Raw genomic sequence first — 14,729 nt, 5'->3', positions numbered from 1 at the left:
ATGGAAACGCGCCGCGCGGAGACAGGCCCCGGCGGCGCGCTAAAAGATACGGAGAAAAATTAAACCGGGCAGCTGCTGCCGACGCGGTAATCGATCACTTTGATCTTGCCATCGATAATGTCCTTACGCGCACCCAACACGCGTTTTTCGATTTCCGGCGTAATCAGCTTGCGGTTGTTGGCGTCGAGCGCCCAATCCACGCCGCCTTCTTTCAAGCCTTTATAGCTGACGCCGCCCTTCCAGGTGCCGTTCTTGACTTCCATGAAGCTGTCGTAGACCGTGTTGTCGACGCGCTTGACCATCGAGGTCAGGATGCTGCCTGGATACAAATGGTTCTGGTTCGAATCGACGCCGATGGCCAGCTTGCCTTTTTCCTTGGCCATTTGCAAGGTGCCCATGCCGCTGCCGCCGGCGACGGCGAAGACGACATCGACGCCGCGCTCGAATTGCGAGCGGGCCAGTTCGCCACCCTTGGCCGGGTCATTCCAGGCGCCGGACGTGGTGCCGACCATGTTTTGCGTGATTTCCGCCTTCGGATTGACGGCCTTGACGCCTTGCGCGTAGCCGCAGGCGAAGTTGCGGATCAGGGGAATATCGATGCCGCCGATGAAGCCGACCTTCTTGCTCTTGCTGGCCATGGCCGCGGCCACGCCCACCAGGTAGGAGCCTTCTTCTTCCTTGAAGACGACGGAATTGACGTTGCTGCCGGAGGCCTGGCCGTCGATCAGCACGAATTTCACGTTCGGGAATTCCTTGGCGACCTTTTGCACGGCTTGCGTTTGCGCAAAGCCGATGGCGGCGATCATGTCGAGTTTCTTGCGGGCCAGGCCGCGCATGACTTGCTCGGCTTGCGTATCGCTCGATGCCTGGACTTCGATGAAGGAAATGCCCGTGTCTTTTTTGAAGCGCGAGGCGCCTTCGAAAGCGGATTGGTTGAACGACTTGTCGAACTTGCCGCCCGCGTCATACACGACACCCAGTTTTGGGGTAGCCGCGGACGCTTGAGCAGTCAGAAATACGGCTGCGATCGTCAAACTAAATTGTGTAAGTTTCATGAATTGGCTCCTGGAAGATCGATATTGTATATTTTTTATAGGTGAAACATATAATTTGGGGCCGATTTAGCCTGTTTTTGATGCACGAGGTGATAATTCCTTATCAACATTGCACTGTATTGCACAAGATCATTGCTGGCCTCGACTGCTTTGATGTCGACAGTGTGATGCTCATGCAACAGTCGCGCCCCGTCTCTTTTATAGGTACAACATCGAATGGGGCTGCCGGAGCGGGCTGGGATGCGCCGTCAGTGGACGGGCTGGGCAAGCACGGAACCGGCGCCGCGATGGGCGTCCGAATCACTATGCATCATGCCAGATATGTATGACAAATACGTTTTTGTTTATGTATTTATATGCGGCGCATATAAATGGCCTGTCAGGCTGATGGGGGATTGATAATATTCAGGAAAGCCCGCACGACGGGAGCGTCATCGAGGGTCGTGTAGCTGATGTACAGGTTGGCCGACGGCGGATTCGTCTTGATGGGCAGGAAGACGACGCCGGGCCAGCCGATGCGGCTCGTCGTTTCCGGCACCAGGGTCACGCCCAGGCCCGCGCCCACCATGGCCAGCAGGGTTTGCGGCTCGCTCGCTTCCTGGAAGATCACGGGTTCGAAACCCGCGTTGATGCAGCATTGCACCAGGTAGCGTGGAAACGCGGATTTATCGAGGTTGAGGGTCAGCATCGGCTCGTGGGCGATGTCGATCAGCTCGATGGCGGTGTTTTTCGCCAGTGGATGGTGTTCATTGACGGCCACGCAGACGTTTTCGCGGAAGCACAGTTCCTGGCGCAGGTTGTCGTGGCGCAAGTCGTCGTCATTGAGCTTGGGTTCGCGCCAGAAACCCACGTCGATCTGCTTGGCGCGCAAGGCTTCATATTGCACCGTGGGACCGAATTCATGGATGGTCCAGGTGACGCGGGGGAATTTGGTCTGGAATTCTTCCAGCAGGCTGGGGATGGGGCCCCACATGGCCGAGCCGACGATGCCCACGCGCAAGCGGCCCACTTCGCCGCGGTCGATCTGGCGGATGGTGTCGATGGTCATGCGCATCTTGGCCAGCAGTTCGGCCGCCTCGTTCATCAGCGCCTTGCCCGCCACGGTCAGCTCGAAGGTGCGCGTGGTGCGCGCAAACAGACGAACGCCCAGTTCGCTTTCCAGTTTCATGATCTGCTGGCTCAGGGGCGGCTGCGAGATATGCAGGCGCTCGGCGGCGCGGCTGAAGCTTTTCTCCTCGGCAACGGCAAGAAAATACTTTAACTGTTTCAGATCGATGGACATGCTTTCCTTGCATTACCTGATACTAAGCGGGAACCTAAGCGCGGGAACGGCGCGCGAACCTGAGGGCCGCGCGCTTTTTTATGGCAGTCCTATTATCGTGCCACGACAGCCTGCATGGCAATGGCCAGCGCGGTGCCGACTTGCGCATTGTGCTTGACCAGGGCGATATTCGTCGCCAGGCTGCGGCCATCCGTCAGTTGCTTGATGCGCGACAACAGGAAAGGCGTGACTTGCTTGCCCTTCACGCCGCCCGCGTCCGCTTCCTGCAGCGCTTGCGTGGTGATCGCATCGATTTCTTCCTTCGGCATCGCTTGCGCGGCGGGCACGGGGTTGCTGACGATCACGCCGCCTTTCAAGCCCAGCTGCCACTTGGTGCCGATGAAGGCGGCCTGCTCGGCGGCCGTGTCGAGGCGGAAATCGGCCTTGAAGCCGCTTTCGCGCGTGAAGAAGGCGGGAAAACCTTCCTGGCCCACGCTGATGACGGGCACGCCATGGGTTTCCAGGTATTCCAGGGTCAGGCCGATGTCGAGGATGGATTTGACGCCCGCGCAGACGACGGCGACCGACGTTTGCGCCAGTTCCTGCAAGTCGGCGGAAATGTCGAAGCTGGTTTCCGCGCCGCGGTGCACGCCGCCGATGCCGCCCGTGACGAACACGGTGATGCCGGCCAGTTCCGCGCAGATCATGGTGGCGGCCACGGTGGTGGCGCCCAGTTTGCGCTGCGACAGGACGAATGGCAGGTCGCGGCGGCTGACTTTCATAGCGTCGGGCGAGGTGCCCAGCAATTCCAGCTGTTCCGGCGACAGGCCCACGCAGATCTTGCCGTCGATGATGGCGATGGTGGCCGGCACGGCGCCGCCGTCGCGGATGATCTGTTCCACTTCGCGCGCCATTTCCACGTTTTGAGGATACGGCATGCCGTGCGAAATGATGGTCGATTCCAGCGCCACGATGGCCTTGCCGGCGGCGCGCGCGTCGAGGACTTCTTGCGAGAACGAGAGGAAGTTATTCAATTGCGTCATGTGTCAATCCTGTTGAAAGAGGGTAGGGGGAGGCGGCGCCAGATCGGCGTCGTCGATGTCGTCGAGGGCGCCGGCCGAGATCAGTGGCGAGACGGTGGCGTCGGATTCCAGTGTCATGGCGGCCAGCTTCAGGCCGCGCCGGCATGCCAGTTTCAAATCGCTGCTGTCGTGGTAGAGCGACCAGCAGACGGCGGCGGAAAACGCGTCGCCGGCGCCCGTCACGTCGACGGCGTCCACTTCGCGCGCGGCCAGGTGGACGATGGGCGCGTCCAGGCTGTCGCCATCGGTGAAATACACGCCTTCGCCGCCGCAGGTGACGATCACCTGGCGCGCGCCCTGGCGCTGCACTTCGCGGCAGGCGGCGCGCACCTCAAACGCCGTTGGCAAGGCCCGCGCCACGCGCGTTTCCAGTTCGCCCCGGTTGAGGATCAGCAAGTGCAAGCCCGTCAGGTCTTGCGGCAGGTGCGCCATCTTCGGCTGCGAGACGGCGACGATGACCAGCGGCGTCGCGCGGGCAGCATCCTGGCGCGCATCGGCCAGCAGTGCCTGCACGCTGTCGTGGCCCAGGTTCAGGTCGCAGACGGTGAGGGCGGCGGCGGCGCGCTGCGGCTGGCGGCTGTGCAAAAAGGCGGGCGTCAGCTGTTCATACAGTTGCATGTTGGCCATCGCCAGCAGCATTTCGCCATGTTCATCGAGCACGGCCGTATAGGTGCCGCTGCTGGTGTTGCTTAAATGCAGGCTGCCGCGCATATCGATGCCCGCGTCTTCCGCGTGCGTCTGCAGCGCGTGGCCGGCCGCATCGTCGCCCAGCGCCGTCAGCAGGGCGACGGGGATCGACAATCGGGCCAGGTTTTCCGCGATGTTGCGGCCCACGCCGCCAAACACTTCTTCCGAGCGCACGGGATTCGAGGTGCCCATCTGCAGGGTGGCCAGCGTGCGCATCTTGCGGTCGAGGTTGGCGGCGCCTATGCACAGCACGGGGCGGCTGTCGGGCAGCACGTAGGCGCGTCCCAGCAGGCGCCGCTCGCGGATCAGCCCGGCGATGTGGCCGGCGACGGCCGAGCGCGACAAGCCCAGTTCGCTCGCCAGGTCTTGCTGCGAGATGAAGGGGTTGTTGCGGATCAGCGTGTACAGCTGGTCTTTTTTATTGGTATCGGTCACAGGTTTTCGCTGAAGGATTAAACATTTGTCCGAAACTGTAAACATTTGTCTTTGCAGTGTCAAGTTCGTCTCAAAGGTGCGCGAAACGTGTTCGTATGGAGCTTGTATGCATGCATTTCCGGGGCATTGCCGGGGCGTGGCCGCTGCTGGCGGACGAACGCTTGCCTGGACTATAATATCGGCGATTTATATTTAAATTGTATAAATTGGTAAGAAAAATGGTATTTGCCATACATATTCCGTTTGATGCATAGTGGCGGCAAATAGAGACAATACGCATTTCGATATACCTGTAACACCATACAAACCCGATACCTGGGCCGCAGCCCCTCACCGGGCGCGGCTGCGCAGGCAGCAACCATCATCATTAGTCAATCAGAGGATAACCATGTCGAACAACGCCCCTTTCCACGCCGCCGAAATCATCCGTGCCCGCGCTCCTGAAAATTTCAAGCCGCGCGTGGCGATGATCCTCGGCTCCGGCCTGGGTGTGTTGGCCGAGCAGATGACGGACGCCGTCAGCATCAGCTTTGACGAATTGCCAGGCTTCCCGATCAGCACCGTGCACGGCCATGCGGGCGAACTGGTGGTCGGTACCCTGTCGGGCGTCGCCGTCGTCTGCATGAAGGGCCGTGGCCACTTCTATGAAGGCTATGGCATGGGCGTGATGACGAGCGCCATCCGCACCCTGAAACTGCTGGGCTGCGAAATGCTGTTCGTCACCAACGCCGCCGGTTCCCTGCGCCCTGAAGTGGACGCCGGCAGCCTGGTCGCCATCAGCGACCATATCAACCTGCTGCCGGGTACGCCGATGGTCGGCCCGAACGACGACCGCTTCGGCCCGCGCTTCTTCAGCATGGCCAATGCCTACGATGCGGACCTGCGCAAGCTGGTCGCGGACACGGCTGCCTCGAATGGCATCACCCTGCACGAAGGCGTGTTCGTCGCCTACCCAGGCCCGAACTTCGAGACGGCCGCCGAAATCCGCATGATGGCCCGCCTGGGCGCCGATACGGTCGGCATGTCCGTGGTGCCGGAAGTGGTCTCGGCCCGCCATTGCGACCTGAAAGTGGTGGGCGTGTCCGTCATCACCAACCTGGCCGAAGGCATGTCGCCATTCGCCCTGTCGCACGAGCAAACCCTGAAATACGCGGCCATCGGCGCAAAAGACCTGGTCAAGCTGATTCTGGCCTTCCTCTCCAAAGTAGCTGAAAAGCCGCAAGCCTAAGCACTTTTTTTACGCAGTAGCGGCGCGCCGGCCACCGGCGCTGCCGCGCGGCAGGCCGGGGAAATCCGGCCTACACTGTTCGCATCACCCCGCATCAATCCATAAAGCGAGCCTTATCATGTCACGCGCATTTATCCTCCTGCTTGATTCCTTCGGCCTTGGCGCGACGCCAGACGCCGCCAAGTATGGCGACGCAGGTGCCAATACCTTTGGCCACATTGCCAGCACTGTCGCCAAAAGCGGCAAGACCTTGAAACTCCCGAACATGGAACGCCTGGGGCTGGGCGCCGCGGCGCACCTGGCCAGCGGCGAATGGGCCACGGGCTTCGACCAGCGCGACGGCTTCACCGGCGCCTACGGCGCGGCGCGCGAGCGCTCCACCGGCAAGGACACGCAGAGCGGCCACTGGGAAATCGCCGGCGTGCCCGTCGAATTCGACTGGGGATATTTTCCCCGCACCACGCCATCGTTCCCGGCCGACCTGACCGACAAACTGAAAGCCCTGTCCGGCGTGCCGGGCTTCCTCGGCGATTGCCATGCCTCGGGCACGGACATCATCAACAAGCATGGCGACGAGCACGTCGCCACCGGCAAGCTGATTATCTACACGTCGGGCGACTCGGTGATGCAGATCGCCGCGCACGAAGAATCGTTCGGCCTCGAGCGCCTGTACAAAGTGTGCGAAATGGCCTTCAAGCTGGTCGAACCGTACAACATCGGCCGCGTCATCGCCCGTCCGTTCACGGGCAGCAACGGCAACTACACGCGCACTTCCAACCGCCACGACTATGCGGTGGCGCCGCCAAGCAAGACCCTGCTCGACCACGTGAAGGATGCGGGCGGCGAAGTCGTCGGCCTGGGCAAGATCAGCGACATTTTCGCCACCCAGGGTATTTCCAGAGTCGTGAAGGGCGTCGACAACATGGCGCTGTTCGAAGCGCTGCTGAAGACGGCCGATGAAGTGCAGGACAAGTCGCTCACTTTCGTGAACTTCGTCGATTTCGACCAGGCTTTCGGCCACCGCCGCAACGTCGAGGGCTATGCCGACGCGCTGCGCGAAATGGATGCGCGCCTGCCGGAATTCATGGCTAAGCTGAAGGAAGGCGACCTGGTCGTGATCACCGCCGACCATGGCTGCGACCCCACCTGGCACGGCTCCGACCACACCCGCGAACACATTCCGATGATCTTCTTCGGTCCCGGCGTCGCCCCGCGCGCACTGGGTATTTCCGAGACGTTCTCCGATATTGGCCAAACCCTCGCCAAGCACCTTGGCGTACCACCACTTGCTAATGGAACCAGCTTGTTATGACACTCATGCACCCCGAATTCAAGCGTAACGAGGCCGTCGGCCTCGACCTGGGCTGGATCAACCAGATCCGCGTCAACCGCGCCGCGACGGACCGCCGCGCGGCCAGCCTGGCGAACCGCCGTACCGTGAAAAAGGAATACCAGGCCGCCTGGCTGGTGAAAGCCATCCAGATGATCGACCTGACCACCCTGGGCGGCGACGATACGCCGGGCCGCGTGGAGCGCCTGTGCATGAAGGCCATGCGTCCGCTGCGCGCCGACCTGATGGATGCGCTGGGCCTGACGCAGCTGAGCACCGGCGCCGTGTGCGTGTACCACGAGATGATTGCCCCGGCCGTGAACGTCATCCAGGGCCGCTTGCCTATCGCCGCCGTGTCGACCGCCTTCCCGGCCGGCCTGACGAACATGGAAACGAAGCTGCGCGAGATCGAACTGTCGGTCGCCGCAGGCGCTTCGGAAATCGATATCGTCATCACGCGCCAGCACGTCCTGAACGGCAACTGGCAAGTGCTGTACGACGAAATGCTGGCTTACCGCAAGGCGTGCGGCGAAGCGCACGTGAAGGCGATTCTCGCCACGGGCGACTTGCTGACCATGGAAAACGTGGCCAAGGCGTCGTGGGTCTGCATGATGGCCGGCGCCGATTTCATCAAGACGTCCACCGGCAAGGAAAGCGTCAACGCCACCATTCCCGTGGCCCTGACGATGGTGCGCACGGTGCGCGAATACTATGAACAGACGGGTTTCAAGGTGGGCTTCAAGCCGGCCGGCGGCGTCAGTTCGGCCAAGAGCGCGCTGCAGTTCCTGACCCTGATGAAGGAAGAACTGGGCAACGAATGGCTGCAGCCGCACCTGTTCCGCCTCGGCGCTTCCAGCCTGCTGACCGACATCGAGCGCCAGCTCGAGCACTACGTCACCGGCAGCTACTCGGCCAATCATCGTCACGCACAACCTTAAAGAACAATCGTCATGCCAACAATTAACGAGATTCTCACTACTATGGACTACGGCCCTGCTCCCGAAAGTCAAAAAGAAGCGCAAGCGTGGCTCGATGGCCACCAGCGCACATTCGGCCTGTTCATCGACAATGCCTGGAGCGAGCCGGCCGAGCTGTTCGCCTCGACCAATCCTGCCGACGGCGAGCAACTGGCGGAACTGACGCAAGCCACCGACGCGGACGTGGAACGCGCCGTGGAAGCGGCGCGCCGCGCGCTGCCCGTATGGCAGGGCATGGGCGGCCATGGCCGCGCGAAGGTCATGTACGCGCTGGCCCGTCTGCTGCAAAGGCATTCGCGCCTGTTCGCCGTGCTCGAAACCCTGGACAACGGCAAGACCATCCGCGAAACGCGCGATATCGACCTGCCGCTGGCCGCGCGCCATTTCTACCATCACGCCGGCTGGGCGCAGCTGCAGTCGGAAGAATTCGCCGACTACCGCGCCGTGGGCGTGGTGGGCCAGATCGTGCCGTGGAATTTCCCCCTGCTGATGCTGTCGTGGAAAATCGCTCCGGCCCTGGCGGCCGGTAACACGGTCGTCTTCAAGCCGGCCGAATTCACGTCGCTGACCGCCATGCTGTTCGCCGAATTGTGCGTGCAGGCGGGCGTGCCGGCCGGCGTGGTCAACATCGTCACGGGCGACGGCAGAGTGGGTTCGGCCATCGTCAACCATCCTGGCGTCGACAAGATCGCGTTTACGGGTTCCACCGAAGTGGGCCGTTTGATCCGCGAAGCGACGGCCGGCAGCGGCAAGAAGCTGTCGCTGGAACTGGGCGGCAAGTCGCCGTTCATCGTCTTCGAAGACGCGGACCTGGACGGCGCCGTGGAAGGCCTGGTCGATTCGATCTGGTTCAACCAGGGACAAGTGTGCTGCGCCGGCTCGCGCCTGCTGGTGCAGGAATCGGTCCAGGAGCGCTTCCTGAACAAGGTGCGCGCCCGCATGGAAAACCTGCGCCTCGGCTCGCCCCTGGACAAATCGATGGACGTGGGCGCGCTGGTCGACCCCGTGCAGCGCCAGCGCATCGCCGCGCTCGTCGATTCGGCCCGCGCCGAAGGCTGCGACGTGTGGCAACCCGCGTGCGAACTGCCGGCTGACGGCTCGTGGTTCCCGCCGACCCTGATCACGGGCGCGTCGACCTCGGCCGCCGTGGCACAGGCTGAAATCTTCGGCCCCGTGCTGGTGGCCATGAGCTTCCGCACGCCGCCTGAAGCGGTGCAGCTGGCGAACAACACGGTGTACGGCCTGGCCGCCAGCGTGTGGACCGAGTCGATCAGTCTGGCCCTCGATATCGCGCCCGCCATCAAGGCCGGCGTGGTATGGATCAACAGCGCCAACCAGTTCGACGCGGCCTGCGGCTTCGGCGGCTACCGCGAATCGGGCTTCGGCCGTGAAGGCGGCCGCGAAGGCATGCTGGAATACATGACGGCCCTGGCCGAAGATGCACGTCCGGCCTTGCCGGTGGTGGAAGCGAAAGCCAAGACCAATGCGAAGCCGGCGGCAGCCGACCCGTTCGCAATCGACCGCACGGCCAAGATGTACATCGGCGGCAAGCAGGCGCGCCCTGACAGCGCCTACAGCGTGCCCGTGTTCGGTGCCAACGGCACCCTGCTGGCCGAAGTGGGCGTGGGCAGCCGCAAGGACATCCGCAACGCCGTCGAAGCGGCCCATAAGGCGTCCGGCTGGACCAGCGCCACGGCGCACAACCGCGCGCAAGTGCTGTACTACATCGCCGAAAACCTGGCTGCGCGCGCCGACGAATTCGCCGCCCGCATCGCTGCCATGACGGGCAGTAAAAATCCGGAGAAGGAAGTGCAGGCATCGATCGAACGCCTGTTCTACTACGCCGCCTGGGCCGACAAGTACGACGGCCTGGCGCACCAGCCGCCAACCAAGGGCATCACCGTGGCGCTCAACGAAGCGGTCGGCGTGATCGGCATCGTCTGCCCGAATGAAGCGCCTTTGCTGGGCTTCATTTCGCTGGTGGCGCCGGCCATCGCGCTGGGCAACCGCGTGGTGGTGGTGCCGTCGGAAGCGCATCCGCTCTCCGCGCTGGACCTGTACCAGGTGTTCGACACGTCCGACCTGCCGGGCGGCGTCGTCAACATCATCAGCGGCAACGCCGATGAACTGGCACGGACCCTGGCCACGCACGCCGACATCGACGCCGTCTGGCGCCATGACGGTTCCGGCGAAGGCTGCGCGGAAGTCGAGCGCCTGTCGGCCGGCACCCTGAAACGCACCTGGGTCGGCGGCGCCAAGGGCCGTGACTGGTACAGCGCCGCGCAAAGCGGCGGCCGTGCCGTGCTGGCGCATGCGTCGCAAGTGAAAAACGTGTGGATTCCTTACGGCGTCTGATTGACAACTGGAGTTGCAAAGCTGGGGTCAGAACCTTAGGGACTGACCCCAGTCTATTATGATCGGAGTTAATTCATGTTTTTGATCCAGGAAATCATCCGCAAGAAGCGCGACAAGGGCGTCTTGAGCGCCGAGGAAATCCAGTTTTTCGTGCGCGGCATCACTGACGGCAGCGTCAGCGAAGGCCAGATCGCGGCGCTGGGCATGGCCGTCTATTTCAACGACATGAACATGGACGAGCGCGTGGCGTTCACCCTGGCCATGCGCGATTCCGGCCAGGTGCTGGACTGGCGCTCGCTGAACCTGCCGGGGCCCATCGTCGACAAGCATTCGACGGGCGGCGTGGGCGACGTCGTCTCCCTGCTGCTGGGGCCCATGGTCGCCGCATGCGGCGGCTACGTGCCGATGATCTCGGGCCGCGGCCTGGGCCACACGGGCGGCACCCTCGACAAGTTCGACGCCATTCCCGGCTACTGCACGGTGCCGGACAATGCACTGTTCCGCAAGGTGGTGCAGGAGATCGGCGTGGCCATCATTGGCCAGACGGCGCAGCTGGCACCGGCCGACAAGCGCTTCTACAGCATCCGCGACGTCACCGCCACGGTGGAATCGGTGGCGATGATCACCGGCTCCATCCTGTCGAAGAAACTGTCGGCCGGCCTGGACGCGCTGGTGATGGACGTGAAAGTGGGCAGCGGCGCCTTCATGCCGACCTACGACAAGTCGGTGGAACTGGCCGAGAGCATCGTCGCCGTCGGCAATGGCGCGGGCATGCAGACGTCGGCGATTCTGACGGACATGAACGAGTCGCTGGCGCCATACGCCGGCAATGCGCTGGAAGTGCGCGGCGCCATGGATTACCTGACGGGCCGTTCGCGTCCCGCGCGCCTGCACGAAGTCACCTTGTCGCTGTGCGCCGAGATGCTGGTGCTGGGCGGCCTGGCCGCCACGGAAGAGGACGCGCGCGTGAAACTGACCGCCTCCCTCGATTCGGGCGCGGCGGCCGAGCGCTTTGCGCGCATGGTAGCGGCCCTGGGCGGTCCGGCTGACCTGGTCGAGAACCCGGACAAACACCTGGAACAGGCACCGTTCGTCGTGCCGGCACCGGCGCTGTCGGCCGGCTTTGCCAACGTGCGCGATTGCCGCGCCATCGGCCTGGCCGTGGTGGCCCTGGGCGGTGGCCGCCGCCGTCCGACGGACAGCATCGATTTCGCCGTCGGCCTGACGGACCTCGTGGGCCTGGGCGAGCAGGTGGCCGTTGGCCAGCCGCTGGCCATGGTGCACGCGCGCACGGAAGAGGCGGCGCAGCAAGCCGTCAAGGAAATCCAGGAAGCGTATACCATCAGCGCCGTGGCGCTGGCGGGCAATCCGGTGATTTATCGTACCATTCGACCATAACTTAACCCTAGAAGCAAAATCTGGGGTCAGTCCTTGCAGGATTGGAATGCGTCCCATTGGAACGCATTCCCCCTGAGGGTCTGACCCCGGCCTTTCGCGGGTTTTACAGATAGATAAGCAAATGAACAACCAAGAACTGATCGCCGAAGCCAATGCGGGCCGCGAACTGGCCTACGCGCCATACTCGCGTTTCAAGGTGGGCGCGGCGCTGCTGTGCAAGGATGGCCGCGTCTTCCGCGGCTGTAACGTGGAAAACGCCGCGTATGGCCTGTGCAACTGCGCCGAGCGCACGGCGTTTTTCAGCGCCATCGCGCATGGCTGCAAGCCGGGCGACTTCGCCAAACTGGCCGTCACGGGCGACACGGTCGAGCCGATTTCGCCATGCGGCGCCTGCCGCCAGGTGATCTTCGAGATGGGCGGCGCCGACCTGCCCGTGATCCTGACGAACCTGAAAAACGACGTCATGGAAGTGACGGCGGGCTGGCTGCTGCCGCACGGCTTCGGCAATTCCGACCTGGACATGAAGTAACAGGATCCGCTTGAACAAGACGATCGACATCCAGGCCGCCGTGGCGATTGCCGTGGCCGAAGCCATGGCGGCGAAGACGCAGGGTACCTTTGGCGTGGGCGGCGTGCTGCTCGATGGCGCCGGCAACGTGCTGCAATCGATGCACAACAATGTCGTGCGCCAGGGGCTGGTGTTCGATCCCACCGCCCATGGCGAGCGCCAGCTCGTGGACTGGTATTTCGCCGAGCGGGCCAAGGGCGCGCCCTTGCCGCCGCCGGGAGAACTGACCATCGTCACCTCGCTCGACCCCTGCTGCATGTGTACGGGGGCCATCCTGGCGGCTGGTTTCAACGTGGTGGTGGCCGCGCCCGACGTCAAGGCGGGCATCAATTACGATGGCAGCGCCACGTTTACGGCCTTGCCGTCGCCGCTGCAGGCGCAGGCGGGCCGCAGCTTCTGCTATCCGGCCGTGCGCGGTGCCACCGAGTACGCGCGTGCCCCGTCCGGCGCCGCGCCCAAATCTTTTTTCATCGGCAAGAGCATCCACGAGGCGACGCAGGCACTGTGCTCGCTCGTGTTCGAAGCGACATCGGCGCAGGTGATGCAGCTGCTGAACGCCGGCGACGACGTGCCCTTGCGCGATCCGGCCGCCTTGCCGCCCGAGCACGCGGTGGTGCGCGCCTTGCGGCGCCGCTATCCCGACGCCCTGACTTACCGCTGCGACCCGCACGCGCCCGATGCGGGCCTGGCGCCATTCCTGCAGGCGGCCATGGAACAGGATCTGCGCGATGGTGGCCAGGGCGATGCGGCCGCCTTGCTCGATTCCTTCGGTAACCTGCTGCTGTGCATGCCGGGAAAATTGAGTCAATCGGCCATCCGCACGCCGTTCATGGAATGCACGCGCCAGTATGCGCAGCTGCGCTTTGAGCTGATGGCGAATGCGGCGCCGGCGCTGCAGGAAGAAATCAAAAGCTACCTGGGCCACCCCAAGCACGGCACCTTCGTGCTGGCCATCGGCCCGGATGACAGCGCCGCCAGTTTCATGACCCTGGGCGCCTACGGCTCCACCATGGAAGGGGCGCTGCCGGAGAATAATCCCGCGCAATTCCAGTACGTGCGACCCGCCATGGGGGAAGACGCGCTGCTGGCGCTGTGCGACGCCATGCCGCCGCTGTACCGCAAGCTGATATGCATCCGGCCGCGCCAGGTGGCGGACCAGGCCTTGATCAGCGCCCTGGCCTAGGCATCGTCATCGGGCAGGTTTTTCAGCAGAAAGTCGCGCACGTTGTCGCCGGCCACGCGGCGGATCTGCGCTTCCGACAGGCCCGCGTCCAGCAGCGCCTGCGTCAATCGCGGCAGGCCGGCCGCGTCGATGGCCGTGGTGACGGCACCGTCGAAGTCCGAGCCATAGGCCACATGGTCGGCGCCGATCAGCTTTACCGTGTACTTGATGGCGCGCGCGATCGATGCCACGTCCTTGCCGCAGACGGCCGTATTCCAGAAACCGATGCCCACCAGGCCACCTTGGGCGGCGATGCGTTTCAATTGTGCGTCGCTCAGGTTGCGCCCGTTGGCGCAGGTGCCGCGCACGCCCGTGTGCGACACCATCACGGGGCGTTTCGCCATCGTTAATACGTCGTCGATGGTGGCTGGCGATGCGTGCGCCAGGTCGACGATCATCTTGCGCTGCTCCATGGCGCGCAGCCATTGCCGGCCCAGCGGCGTCAGGCCGCCTTTTTTCAAGCCATGCTGGGAGCCGGACAGTTCCGTGTCGAAGAAATGCGTGGGCGCGGCCATGCGGTAGCCGGCCTGGTACAGGGTATCGAGGTTGTCCAGCTTGCCTTCCAGCGCATGCGCGCCTTCCAGCGTTAGCCAGCCGGCCAGCAGGGCGGGATCTTGCTCACGCGCGGCGATGAAGCTGCGCAGCTGGGCGCGGCTGCCGATCACGCGCACCTTGCCATGGCTCTTGGCCGCTTGCTGGCGCAGCTCGTCGGCCTGGTAAGTGGCGCGCGCCAGCAGGCTGGTCCAGGTGGCCGGCGGCAAGCCTTGCGCCACCACCAGTGCCGTGATGTTGTCCGTGTCGCTGCCATTGCGCTCGATATTCATCTTGCGCGGCGTCTTGGTGACGACGGAAAAGGCCTGCAGCGCCACGTTGGCCCGCTGCAGGCGGGGGAAGTCGACGTGCCCGCGCTGGCTGTCGCGGTTCAGATTGCGTTGCCACAGCAGGCTGTCCGCGTGCAGGTCGGCAATCCACAGGCTCTGGTGCAGGGCCATGGCCGCTGTCGACGGCGCCTTGCCGGATGGTGCGTGGATACGGTTGAGGTGCTCGTCGACGAGGACGGGGGCGGACAGGAAACCGCCGATCAGCGCAAGGCTGGCGGCGGTGAGGGTGCTGATAATCATTGTTCTCCGT

12 protein-coding genes are annotated in these 14,729 nt (G+C 63.6%); 7 read left to right on the top strand and 5 right to left on the bottom strand.

The genetic code is table 11. The features are described 5' to 3' along the window. Positions 1 to 59: 59 nt before the first annotated feature. The 4 genes from IGS61_RS06240 to IGS61_RS06225 form a co-directional block, all read right to left on the bottom strand. Entirely contained in the window at positions 60 to 1,055 is a 996-nt protein-coding gene (locus IGS61_RS06240; protein ID WP_230538804.1) for a BMP family lipoprotein, read from the bottom strand. A 379-nt stretch (positions 1,056 to 1,434) separates the two neighbouring features. After that, positions 1,435 to 2,337: a LysR family transcriptional regulator gene (locus IGS61_RS06235; protein ID WP_086140167.1), complete on the bottom strand. Its 903-nt coding sequence runs from the start codon at positions 2,335 to 2,337 to the stop codon at positions 1,435 to 1,437. Between the two features lie 92 nt (positions 2,338 to 2,429). Continuing rightward, positions 2,430 to 3,359, bottom strand: a complete 930-nt coding sequence (locus IGS61_RS06230; RefSeq protein WP_442908032.1) for a pseudouridine-5'-phosphate glycosidase — start codon at positions 3,357 to 3,359, stop codon at positions 2,430 to 2,432. Between the two features lie 3 nt (positions 3,360 to 3,362). Next, the gene (locus tag IGS61_RS06225) at positions 3,363 to 4,520 is read right to left on the bottom strand and encodes a carbohydrate kinase (protein WP_230538803.1); all 1,158 of its coding nucleotides are present in this window, start codon (positions 4,518 to 4,520) and stop codon (positions 3,363 to 3,365) included. Between the two features lie 388 nt (positions 4,521 to 4,908). On the opposite strand from IGS61_RS06225, the gene xapA reads away from it, so the two are divergent. The 7 genes from xapA to IGS61_RS06190 all read left to right on the top strand — a co-directional run bounded on the left by xapA (position 4,909) and on the right by IGS61_RS06190 (position 13,559). Then, positions 4,909 to 5,748, top strand: coding sequence for a xanthosine phosphorylase (xapA, locus tag IGS61_RS06220; protein WP_230538802.1), 840 nt, complete (start codon positions 4,909 to 4,911; stop codon positions 5,746 to 5,748). A gap of 118 nt (positions 5,749 to 5,866) precedes the next feature. Next, a complete protein-coding gene (locus IGS61_RS06215) occupies positions 5,867 to 7,060 on the top strand; it encodes a phosphopentomutase (RefSeq protein ID WP_230538801.1) in 1,194 nt (397 codons plus the stop codon). Continuing rightward, complete coding sequence (gene deoC / locus IGS61_RS06210) at positions 7,057 to 8,016, top strand: deoxyribose-phosphate aldolase (RefSeq protein ID WP_230538800.1); 960 nt, start codon at positions 7,057 to 7,059, stop codon at positions 8,014 to 8,016. The genes IGS61_RS06215 and deoC overlap by 4 nt, the downstream gene beginning before the upstream one ends. A 12-nt stretch (positions 8,017 to 8,028) precedes the next feature. Further along, positions 8,029 to 10,410, top strand: a complete 2,382-nt coding sequence (locus IGS61_RS06205; RefSeq protein ID WP_442908030.1) for an aldehyde dehydrogenase family protein — start codon at positions 8,029 to 8,031, stop codon at positions 10,408 to 10,410. Between the two features lie 75 nt (positions 10,411 to 10,485). Then, on the top strand, positions 10,486 to 11,808 hold the full coding sequence (gene deoA, locus IGS61_RS06200; RefSeq protein WP_230538799.1) for a thymidine phosphorylase: 1,323 nt from the start codon (positions 10,486 to 10,488) through the stop codon (positions 11,806 to 11,808). 121 nt (positions 11,809 to 11,929) lie between these two features. Beyond that, positions 11,930 to 12,337, top strand: coding sequence for a cytidine deaminase (locus tag IGS61_RS06195; RefSeq protein WP_035824999.1), 408 nt, complete (start codon positions 11,930 to 11,932; stop codon positions 12,335 to 12,337). A gap of 4 nt (positions 12,338 to 12,341) precedes the next feature. Beyond that, a complete protein-coding gene (locus IGS61_RS06190; protein WP_230538827.1) occupies positions 12,342 to 13,559 on the top strand; it encodes a nucleoside deaminase in 1,218 nt (405 codons plus the stop codon). Here IGS61_RS06190 and IGS61_RS06185 read toward each other — a convergent pair. Continuing rightward, positions 13,556 to 14,719: a dipeptidase gene (locus IGS61_RS06185; RefSeq protein WP_230538798.1), complete on the bottom strand. Its 1,164-nt coding sequence runs from the start codon at positions 14,717 to 14,719 to the stop codon at positions 13,556 to 13,558. The genes IGS61_RS06190 and IGS61_RS06185 overlap by 4 nt on opposite strands. Positions 14,720 to 14,729 lie beyond the last annotated feature (10 nt).

This window comes from Janthinobacterium sp. FW305-129, assembly GCF_020858115.1.
Taxonomy (GTDB): domain Bacteria; phylum Pseudomonadota; class Gammaproteobacteria; order Burkholderiales; family Burkholderiaceae_D; genus Janthinobacterium.
The sequence above is the reverse complement of the archived record's forward strand: the minus strand, read 5'-3'. Positions and strand labels throughout refer to the sequence as shown.

What these genes read in the sequence shown, in the direction of transcription:
- IGS61_RS06240 (WP_230538804.1), bottom strand. Translation starts at nt 1,055, where the DNA reads ATGAAACTTACACAATTTAGTTTGACGATCGCAGCCGTATTTCTGACT.
- IGS61_RS06235 (WP_086140167.1), bottom strand. Translation starts at nt 2,337, where the DNA reads ATGTCCATCGATCTGAAACAGTTAAAGTATTTTCTTGCCGTTGCCGAG.
- IGS61_RS06230 (WP_442908032.1), bottom strand. Translation starts at nt 3,359, where the DNA reads ATGACGCAATTGAATAACTTCCTCTCGTTCTCGCAAGAAGTCCTCGAC.
- xapA (WP_230538802.1), top strand. Translation starts at nt 4,909, where the DNA reads ATGTCGAACAACGCCCCTTTCCACGCCGCCGAAATCATCCGTGCCCGC.
- IGS61_RS06215 (WP_230538801.1), top strand. Translation starts at nt 5,867, where the DNA reads ATGTCACGCGCATTTATCCTCCTGCTTGATTCCTTCGGCCTTGGCGCG.
- deoC (WP_230538800.1), top strand. Translation starts at nt 7,057, where the DNA reads ATGACACTCATGCACCCCGAATTCAAGCGTAACGAGGCCGTCGGCCTC.
- IGS61_RS06205 (WP_442908030.1), top strand. Translation starts at nt 8,029, where the DNA reads ATGCCAACAATTAACGAGATTCTCACTACTATGGACTACGGCCCTGCT.
- deoA (WP_230538799.1), top strand. Translation starts at nt 10,486, where the DNA reads ATGTTTTTGATCCAGGAAATCATCCGCAAGAAGCGCGACAAGGGCGTC.
- IGS61_RS06195 (WP_035824999.1), top strand. Translation starts at nt 11,930, where the DNA reads ATGAACAACCAAGAACTGATCGCCGAAGCCAATGCGGGCCGCGAACTG.
- IGS61_RS06185 (WP_230538798.1), bottom strand. Translation starts at nt 14,719, where the DNA reads ATGATTATCAGCACCCTCACCGCCGCCAGCCTTGCGCTGATCGGCGGT.